Origin of the sequence: Bradyrhizobium sp., assembly GCF_017881085.1 — a bacterium.
Classification (GTDB): Bacteria; Pseudomonadota; Alphaproteobacteria; order Rhizobiales; family Xanthobacteraceae; genus Bradyrhizobium.
In genome coordinates this window covers 1-7,858 of the sequence record NZ_JADGRI010000262.1, presented here as the reverse complement: position 1 = coordinate 7,858, position 7,858 = coordinate 1, and the positions used below count along the sequence as shown (strand labels likewise).

Annotated in this window: 12 protein-coding genes; all 12 read left to right on the top strand. The window is 62.7% G+C overall.

Annotated features, from left to right (window positions below; translation table 11 throughout):
- Positions 1-64: 64 nt before the first annotated feature.
- The gene (gene rpsN, locus QZ213_RS21155) at positions 65-370 is read left to right on the top strand and encodes a 30S ribosomal protein S14 (RefSeq protein ID WP_291688045.1); all 306 of its coding nucleotides are present in this window, start codon (positions 65-67) and stop codon (positions 368-370) included.
- A gap of 12 nt (positions 371-382) precedes the next feature.
- On the top strand, positions 383-781 hold the full coding sequence (gene rpsH, locus QZ213_RS21150) for a 30S ribosomal protein S8 (protein ID WP_291688044.1): 399 nt from the start codon (positions 383-385) through the stop codon (positions 779-781).
- A gap of 14 nt (positions 782-795) precedes the next feature.
- Complete coding sequence (gene rplF / locus QZ213_RS21145; protein ID WP_291688043.1) at positions 796-1,329, top strand: 50S ribosomal protein L6; 534 nt, start codon at positions 796-798, stop codon at positions 1,327-1,329.
- Between the two features lie 11 nt (positions 1,330-1,340).
- Positions 1,341-1,703: a 50S ribosomal protein L18 gene (gene rplR / locus QZ213_RS21140; RefSeq protein WP_291688042.1), complete on the top strand. Its 363-nt coding sequence runs from the start codon at positions 1,341-1,343 to the stop codon at positions 1,701-1,703.
- 59 nt (positions 1,704-1,762) lie between these two features.
- Positions 1,763-2,335, top strand: coding sequence for a 30S ribosomal protein S5 (rpsE, locus tag QZ213_RS21135; protein ID WP_291688041.1), 573 nt, complete (start codon positions 1,763-1,765; stop codon positions 2,333-2,335).
- Positions 2,336-2,415: 80 nt separating this feature from the next.
- Positions 2,416-2,610, top strand: coding sequence for a 50S ribosomal protein L30 (gene rpmD, locus QZ213_RS21130; RefSeq protein WP_291688040.1), 195 nt, complete (start codon positions 2,416-2,418; stop codon positions 2,608-2,610).
- A 22-nt stretch (positions 2,611-2,632) separates the two neighbouring features.
- The gene (gene rplO / locus QZ213_RS21125; RefSeq protein WP_291688039.1) at positions 2,633-3,121 is read left to right on the top strand and encodes a 50S ribosomal protein L15; all 489 of its coding nucleotides are present in this window, start codon (positions 2,633-2,635) and stop codon (positions 3,119-3,121) included.
- Between the two features lie 151 nt (positions 3,122-3,272).
- Positions 3,273-4,604: a preprotein translocase subunit SecY gene (gene secY / locus QZ213_RS21120; protein WP_291688038.1), complete on the top strand. Its 1,332-nt coding sequence runs from the start codon at positions 3,273-3,275 to the stop codon at positions 4,602-4,604.
- Positions 4,605-4,843: 239 nt separating this feature from the next.
- Positions 4,844-5,734 (top strand): adenylate kinase, encoded by an 891-nt coding sequence (locus QZ213_RS21115; protein WP_291688037.1) that lies wholly within the window; start codon positions 4,844-4,846, stop codon positions 5,732-5,734.
- A 180-nt stretch (positions 5,735-5,914) separates the two neighbouring features.
- Positions 5,915-6,283, top strand: coding sequence for a 30S ribosomal protein S13 (rpsM, locus tag QZ213_RS21110; RefSeq protein ID WP_291688036.1), 369 nt, complete (start codon positions 5,915-5,917; stop codon positions 6,281-6,283).
- A gap of 102 nt (positions 6,284-6,385) precedes the next feature.
- Positions 6,386-6,775 (top strand): 30S ribosomal protein S11, encoded by a 390-nt coding sequence (gene rpsK / locus QZ213_RS21105; RefSeq protein ID WP_007603045.1) that lies wholly within the window; start codon positions 6,386-6,388, stop codon positions 6,773-6,775.
- A 114-nt stretch (positions 6,776-6,889) separates the two neighbouring features.
- On the top strand, positions 6,890-7,858 hold a 969-nt coding region (locus QZ213_RS21100), incomplete at its 3' end, for a DNA-directed RNA polymerase subunit alpha (protein WP_291688035.1).

Here is a 7,858-nt window from a genome sequence, read left to right as displayed (position 1 = left end):
AATTTCCCGTTCCGGCAGTGAGACGCTGACAAGCCTCTCAAACGCGGAAACCCAGGAGCCAAGCATGGCAAAGAAGAGTTCGATCGAGAAGAACAACCGACGCAAACGGATGACCAAGAACGCCGCGCCCCAGCGCGCGAAGCTGAAGGCCATCATCGCCGACAAGAAGAAGCCGATGGAAGAGCGCTTCGCGGCGACGCTGAAGCTCGCCGAGATGCCGCGCAATTCGTCGGCGACCCGGATTCGCAACCGCTGCGAACTCACCGGACGGCCGCGTTCGGTCTATCGCAAGAACAAGCTCAGCCGCATCGCGCTGCGTGAACTCGGCTCCAAGGGCCTGGTTCCCGGGCTCGTGAAGTCGAGCTGGTAAGGGGGGTCGGACATGTCAACACACGATCCGATCAGCGATCTCATCACCCGCATCCGCAACGCGCAGATGCGCGCCAAGTCCAAGGTCTCGACGCCTGGCTCGAAGATGCGCGCCAGCGTGCTCGAGGTCCTCAAGGAGGAGGGCTATATCCGCGGCTACGCCAGCGTCGAGCATGCCTCGGGACGCAGCGAGCTCGAGATCGAGCTGAAGTATTTCGACGGCGAGCCGGTTATTCGCGAGATCGAGCGGGTATCGAAGCCGGGGCGGCGGGTTTACGCCTCGGTGAGGAACCTGCCGCGCGTCAACAACGGTCTCGGCATTTCGGTGTTGTCGACGCCGAAGGGAATCATGGCTGACCACGCCGCGCGCGACGCGAATGTGGGCGGCGAGATTCTCTTCACGGTGTTCTGAGGAAGGGATTAGTTATGTCACGTATCGGCAAGCGGCCTGTGACGGTTCCTTCGGGCGTCACCGCGACCGTCGAGGGACAGACCGTCAAGATGAAGGGGCCGAAGGGCCAGCTTCAGTTCATCGTGCATGACGATGTCGAGGTGAAGTTCGAGAACGGCGCGGTCACGGTCGCGCCGCGGTTCGAAACCAACCGCGCCCAGGCGCTCTATGGCACCGCGCGGGCCCAGATTGCGAATCTGGTGGCCGGCGTTACCAAGGGCTTCGAGAAGAAGCTGGAAATCACCGGCGTCGGCTATCGCGCCGCGCTGCAAGGCAAGAACCTGCAGCTCGCGCTCGGTTACAGCCACGACGTCGTCTACGCGATTCCGGAAGGCATCGCGATCACGGTGCCGAAGCCGACCGAGATCGTCATTGTCGGCAACGACAGCCAGCGCGTCGGCCAGGTCGCGGCGGAAATCCGCAGCTATCGTCCGCCGGAGCCCTACAAGGGCAAGGGCGTGAAATACGCCGACGAATTCATCTTCCGCAAGGAAGGCAAGAAGAAGTAACGGAGCCGGTCATGTCGAGACTCAAGATTACGAATGCCCGGCGCAAGCAGCGCGTGAGGATATCGTTGCGCCGTTCGGCCAACGGTCGCCCGCGGCTGTCGGTGTTCCGTTCGTCGAAGCACATCTACGCCCAGGTCATCGACGACCTGAAGGGCGAGACGCTGGCATCGGCCTCGTCGCTGGAGAAGGCGATGCGCGACAGCGGCAAGACCGGCGCCAATATCGACGCGGCGAAGGCGGTCGGGAAGCTGTTGGCGGAGCGCGCGGTCAAGAACGGCGTCACCGAAGTGGTGTTCGATCGCGGCGGCTATCTCTATCACGGCCGCGTCAAGGCGCTCGCGGATGCCGCGCGCGAAAGCGGATTGAGCTTCTAACTGGATTGAACGGACAAAAGGGCCTCTGGGGCCAAGTCTTTTAAGGATCGGAAAACACCATGGCAGGTGAACGCGAACGCGGTGGCGGCCACAGGGGCGGCCGGGAAGAACGCGACAGCGAGTTCGTCGACAAGCTCGTCCACATCAATCGTGTGGCGAAGGTCGTCAAGGGCGGCAAGCGCTTCGGCTTTGCGGCGCTGGTCGTGATCGGCGATCAGAAGGGCCGGGTCGGTTTCGGCCACGGCAAGGCGCGCGAAGTGCCGGAGGCGATCCGCAAGGCGACGGAAGCGGCGAAGCGCAATCTGACGCGGGTGGCGCTGCGCGAAGGCCGCACGCTGCATCACGATATCGCCGGCCGTCACGGCGCGGGCAGGGTCTATCTGCGCGCGGCGCCGGCGGGTACCGGCATCATCGCGGGCGGCCCGATGCGCGCCGTGTTCGAGACGCTCGGTATCCAGGACGTGGTGGCCAAGTCGATCGGTTCGTCGAATCCCTACAACATGGTTCGCGCCACCTTCGACGCGCTGAAGCATCAGGATTCGCCGCGCTCGGTTGCGGCGCGCCGCAACATCAAGGTGTCGACGCTGCAGTCGCGCCGGGTCGGCGGCGACGCCGAAGTGGTTGCCGAATAAAACGGGCATGATCCGGAAAAGTGGGTACCGGTTTTCCGAAAAGATCATGCCGAACTGAAGAGACGCTCGGAGTTACGACGATGGCCAAGGCCGCAAAGATGATCAAGGTCGAGCAGATCGGCAGCGCGATTCGCCGCCACCACTCGCAGCGCGAGACGCTGATCGGCCTCAAGCTCAACAAGATCGGCCGGACCACCGAGCTGCAGGATACGCCTGCAATTCGCGGCATGATCGCCAAGGTTCAGCATCTCGTCCGCGTCGTCGGCGAGAAGTAAGCAAAGACAAGGAGACAGGGCGATGAAGCTCAGCGATATCGCCGACAATGCCGGCTCGCGCAAGAAGCGCATGCGTGTCGGCCGTGGCATCGGTTCGGGCAAGGGCAAGACGGCAGGGCGCGGCGGCAAGGGCCAGACCGCGCGCTCCGGCGTGCGCATCAAGGGCTTCGAGGGCGGCCAGATGCCGCTGCATCGGCGCCTGCCGAAGCGCGGCTTCAACAACATCTTCCGGCTGGATTTCGCCGAGATCAATCTCGATCGCATCCAGGATGCGATCAACGCCAAGCTGCTCGACGCCAAGGACACCATCAACGCCGAATCGCTGGTGAAAGCCCGCGTCATCCGGCGCGCCAAGGCCGGCGTGCGGCTGCTCGGCCGGGGCGAACTCAAGGCCAAGCTGACGGTCGAGGTGCATGGCGCCTCGAAATCCGCCATCGCGGCGGTCGAGAAGGCGGGCGGCACCGTGAAGATCCTGGCGCCGGTCAAGAAGGACGAAGGCGAGGCGGCGTAACATCTGCGTCATCGGCCGCCGTCTAGCGGGCATCTGCGCGACAGGACGATGGACTTATCGAAGCCGAGCACCAAATAATGTCCGGCGTCTGCTGAATGCCTCGAGGCTCTTTGGGGCATGACAGCGCAAGGGCGGCGGGAGAAAGCCAAACATGGTCTCAGCAGCGGAACAACTGGCGGCAAACCTCAATTTCGGCGCGCTGGCTAAAGCCGACGAACTGAAGAAGCGCATCTGGTTCACCCTGGGTGCGCTGCTCGTTTACCGGCTCGGCACCTACATTCCGCTGCCCGGCATCGATCCCACCATCTGGGAGCAGGTGTTCAAGAGCCAGGCCGGCGGCATTCTCGGCATGTTCAACATGTTCGCCGGCGGCGGCATTCACCGCATGGCGATCTTCGCGCTGAACATCATGCCGTATATTTCGGCCTCGATCATCATCCAGCTGCTGACCACGGTGTCGCCGCAGCTGGAGGCGCTGAAGAAAGAGGGCGAGGCCGGCCGCAAGACGCTGAATCAGTACACCCGCTATCTCACGGTGATCCTGGCCGCGTTCCAGTCCTACGGTATCGCGGTCGGGCTCGAGGGCGCCGGCAACGTCGTCGCCGACCCCGGCATGTTCTTCCGGCTTTCGACCGCGATCACCCTGACCGGCGGCACCATGTTCCTGATGTGGCTGGGCGAGCAGATCACCTCTCGCGGCATCGGCAACGGTATCTCGCTGATCATTCTCTCCGGTATCGTCGCGGAGCTGCCCTCGGCGCTCGCCAACATGCTGGAACTTGGTCGCCAGGGCGCGCTGTCCACCGGCATCATCCTGATCGTGATCGTGATGGCGGTCGCGGTGATCGCGTTCATCGTGTTCATGGAGCGCGCTCAGCGGCGGCTTCTGATCCAGTATCCAAAGCGCCAGGTCGGCAACAAGATGTTCGAGGGCCAGTCCTCGCATCTGCCGCTCAAGCTCAACACTTCGGGCGTGATCCCCCCGATCTTCGCGTCCTCGCTGCTGTTGCTGCCGACCACGGTCGCCAATTTCAACGCCGGCCGCGGCCCGGAATGGTTCCAGTGGATCACCACGCAGCTCGGCCACGGCCGGCCGCTGTTCTTGATCCTCTATCTGGCGCTGATCGTGTTCTTCGCGTTCTTCTATACTGCGATCGTGTTCAACCCGACCGAGACCGCCGATAATCTGAAGAAGCATGGCGGCTTCATTCCGGGCATCCGGCCAGGTGAACGCACCGCCGAATACATCGATTACGTGCTGTCGCGAATCACGGTATTGGGCGCGATCTATCTCGCGATCGTCTGTCTGATCCCGGAAATCCTGATTTCCTATGCCTCGGTGCCGTTTTACTTCGGTGGCACCTCGCTGTTGATCGTCGTCAGCGTGACCATGGATACGGTGGCCCAGGTACAGGGTTACCTGCTCGCGCACCAGTACGAGGGGCTGATCAGGAAGTCGAAATTGCGGGGACGTCGCCGCTGACGCCTCGCTGGAGCGTTTTCGAACGAAGCGGGGACCGGTTCGCGAGAAGACGCGCAAGGCAATAATTTGGAGCCTCGGTTCTGATTTAGATCAAGGCCGAGGCTCTCGAATTACGTGTTGCATCGCTTTCGGTATCCGCGCTCGGCGCTGATCGGGGTTGGTGCTGTTCTTGGATATGTTCTTGGATTTTGAAACAAAGGTGTGCGCTTGATCGCTCACCGAGCCGGGGGGCGAACAGGATGAGATTGATACTTCTCGGGCCGCCGGGGTCGGGCAAGGGAACCCAGGCCCAGCGGCTGGTTCAGCGCTACGGCATCGTCCAGCTCTCGACCGGCGAAATGCTGCGCGCCGCGGTGGCGGCGCAGACGCCGGTCGGCCTCAAGGCCAAGGACGTCATGGCCTCCGGCGGCCTGGTTCCGGACGACGTCGTGATCGGGATCATCTCCGACCGGATCGACCAGCCCGACGCCAGCAACGGTTTCATCCTCGACGGTTTCCCGCGCACGGTCCCGCAGGCCGAGGCGCTGGATGAGCTTCTGAAAAAGAAGCACCTGAAACTCGACGCGGTGATCGAGCTTCGCGTTAATGAAAGCGCGCTGCTGGAGCGGGTGGAAACCCGCGTTGCGCAGATGCGGGAGCGGGGCGAAGAAGTCCGCGTCGACGACACGCCGGAAGTGCTGACCAGGCGACTGGCGAGCTACCGGGCGCTGACCGAGCCCCTGATTCACTACTATTCCGAACGGCGCAAGCTGCTGACGGTCGACGGCATGATGACCATCGAATCCGTCACCGGGGAAATTGACCGGATCCTGGCCGCGATCGGGGCCGTCGAAGCCAAAGCCGCCAAAAAGGCCGACGCGGCCAAGCGGACCGCCAAAGCCGCCAAAAAGGCCGCGAGGCCGGCCGCCGCGAAGGCCTCCAGGCCGGCAGGCAAAGCCGCCAAGAAAGCTGCCAAGGCTTCCGGGAAGGGCGCCAAGACCACCAAAAAGGCCCCCAAACCGGCTGCCAAGCGCGCCAAAAAGGGGGCAAAGAAGACGGCCCGCAAGGCGGCTACGGGTTCCAGGGCCCGTGCTACCGCCAAGGCCCGGAAAGCCGCCAAAAAGGTCATGAAAAAGCGAGCTAAAGCATAGCGACGGTTGACGAAACCAAGTTGAATCCTTTAATAAGGCCCATCCAGTCGGATAGTTTTCAAACGATGCCGGGCCCCGAGGTGACCAAGGGGAAGGGCGTCGTGTTCGCGTTTGCGGACACCTGCCCGAAATAGCTAGAACATGGCCGGTCGCAAGTCGCCGGCAACAGGAGAGAAGTCCGTGGCCCGTATTGCCGGCGTGAATATTCCGACCAACAAGCGCGTGCTGATCGCGCTTCAGTACATCCATGGCATCGGCCAGAAGAACGCGGCCGAGATCCTGGAGAAGGTCAAGATCCCCGTTGATCGCCGCGTCTCGCAGCTGAGCGATCAGGAAGTGCTGCAGATCCGCGAAGTGATCGACCGCGACTATATGGTCGAAGGCGATTTGCGTCGCGAGACCGGGATGAACATCAAGCGTCTGATGGATCTCGGCTGCTATCGCGGCCTGCGCCATCGCCGCGGATTGCCGGTGCGCGGTCAGCGCACCCATACCAATGCGCGCACGCGCAAGGGGCCGGCCAAGTCGATCGCCGGCAAGAAGAAGTAATTGGCGAACAGGGACTAGCGGGCAGGGGACGACCCTTGTTCGCTTGTCAGGTGTAGCCGCTGGCATTACGGCGGCGTTGAGATCGTTAGGAAAGGTTTTGGAATGGGCAAGGAAGCCACCCGCGTACGCCGCCGCGAGCGCAAGAACATTGCATCCGGCGTCGCGCACGTGAATTCATCGTTCAACAACACGACCATCACCATCACCGACGCGCAGGGCAACACCATTGCCTGGTCGTCGGCCGGAACGATGGGCTTCAAGGGTTCGCGCAAATCGACTCCCTATGCCGCGCAGGTCGCGGCGGAAGACGTCTCCAAGAAGGCGCAGGAACACGGCATGCGCACGCTGGAGGTTGAAGTTGCCGGCCCCGGTTCGGGCCGCGAATCGGCGCTTCGTGCGCTGCAGGCGGCGGGCTTCACCGTCACATCGATCCGCGACGTGACGACGATCCCGCACAATGGTTGCCGTCCGCGCAAGCGTCGGCGGGTTTGATGCATCGATCGTGCGGGCGGCTCTGCCGCCTGCGATGATTTTGAGAATTTTTGAAGCGCGGACTGATCCGCGATCTCCAACGCCAGTGATTCAGATGGCAGAATTGACTGGCCCATGGGTGAAACAGTGACGATCCAGAAAAATTGGCAAGAACTTATCCGTCCCAACAAGCTCCAGGTAACGCCTGGCACCGATCCGATTCGCTTCGCGACGCTGGTCGCCGAACCGCTCGAGCGCGGCTTCGGCCAGACGCTGGGCAACGCACTGCGCCGCATCCTGCTGTCGTCGCTGCAGGGCGCCGCCGTGCAGTCGGTGCATATCGACGGCGTGCTGCACGAGTTCTCCTCGATCGCGGGCGTTCGCGAGGACGTCACCGACATCGTGCTGAACATCAAGGACATCTCGATCAAGATGCAGGGCGAAGGCCCCAAGCGCATGGTCGTGAAGAAGCAGGGTCCCGGCGTCGTCACCGCCGGCGACATCCAGACCGTCGGCGATGTCGTGGTGCTCAATCCGGATCTGCAGATCTGCACGCTCGACGAGGGCGCGGAGATCCGTATGGAATTCACCGTCGCCGCCGGCAAGGGCTACGTCGCCGCCGAGCGCAACCGGCCTGAGGATGCGCCGATCGGTCTGATCCCGGTCGACAGCCTGTTCTCCCCGGTGCGCAAGGTCTCCTACAAGGTCGAGAACACCCGCGAGGGCCAGATCCTCGACTATGACAAGCTGACCATGACGATCGAGACCAACGGCGCGATCACGCCCGATGACGCGGTGGCCTACGCCGCGCGCATCCTGCAGGATCAGCTCAACGTGTTCGTCAACTTCGAAGAGCCGCGCAAGGAAGTGGCGCAGGAGATCATTCCCGATCTCGCGTTCAACCCGGCGTTCCTCAAGAAGGTCGACGAACTCGAACTGTCGGTGCGTTCGGCGAACTGCCTGAAGAACGACAACATCGTCTACATCGGCGACCTCGTGCAGAAATCGGAAGCGGAAATGCTCCGTACCCCGAACTTCGGCCGCAAGTCGCTGAACGAGATCAAGGAAGTGCTGGCCCAGATGGGTCTGCACCTCGGCATGGAA

Excerpts from the sequence above, each read along its gene's own strand:
- rpsN (WP_291688045.1), top strand. The coding sequence starts at position 65 with ATGGCAAAGAAGAGTTCGATCGAGAAGAACAACCGACGCAAACGGATG.
- rpsH (WP_291688044.1), top strand. The coding sequence starts at position 383 with ATGTCAACACACGATCCGATCAGCGATCTCATCACCCGCATCCGCAAC.
- rplF (WP_291688043.1), top strand. The coding sequence starts at position 796 with ATGTCACGTATCGGCAAGCGGCCTGTGACGGTTCCTTCGGGCGTCACC.
- rplR (WP_291688042.1), top strand. The coding sequence starts at position 1,341 with ATGTCGAGACTCAAGATTACGAATGCCCGGCGCAAGCAGCGCGTGAGG.
- rpsE (WP_291688041.1), top strand. The coding sequence starts at position 1,763 with ATGGCAGGTGAACGCGAACGCGGTGGCGGCCACAGGGGCGGCCGGGAA.
- rpmD (WP_291688040.1), top strand. The coding sequence starts at position 2,416 with ATGGCCAAGGCCGCAAAGATGATCAAGGTCGAGCAGATCGGCAGCGCG.
- rplO (WP_291688039.1), top strand. The coding sequence starts at position 2,633 with ATGAAGCTCAGCGATATCGCCGACAATGCCGGCTCGCGCAAGAAGCGC.
- secY (WP_291688038.1), top strand. The coding sequence starts at position 3,273 with ATGGTCTCAGCAGCGGAACAACTGGCGGCAAACCTCAATTTCGGCGCG.
- QZ213_RS21115 (WP_291688037.1), top strand. The coding sequence starts at position 4,844 with ATGAGATTGATACTTCTCGGGCCGCCGGGGTCGGGCAAGGGAACCCAG.
- rpsK (WP_007603045.1), top strand. The coding sequence starts at position 6,386 with ATGGGCAAGGAAGCCACCCGCGTACGCCGCCGCGAGCGCAAGAACATT.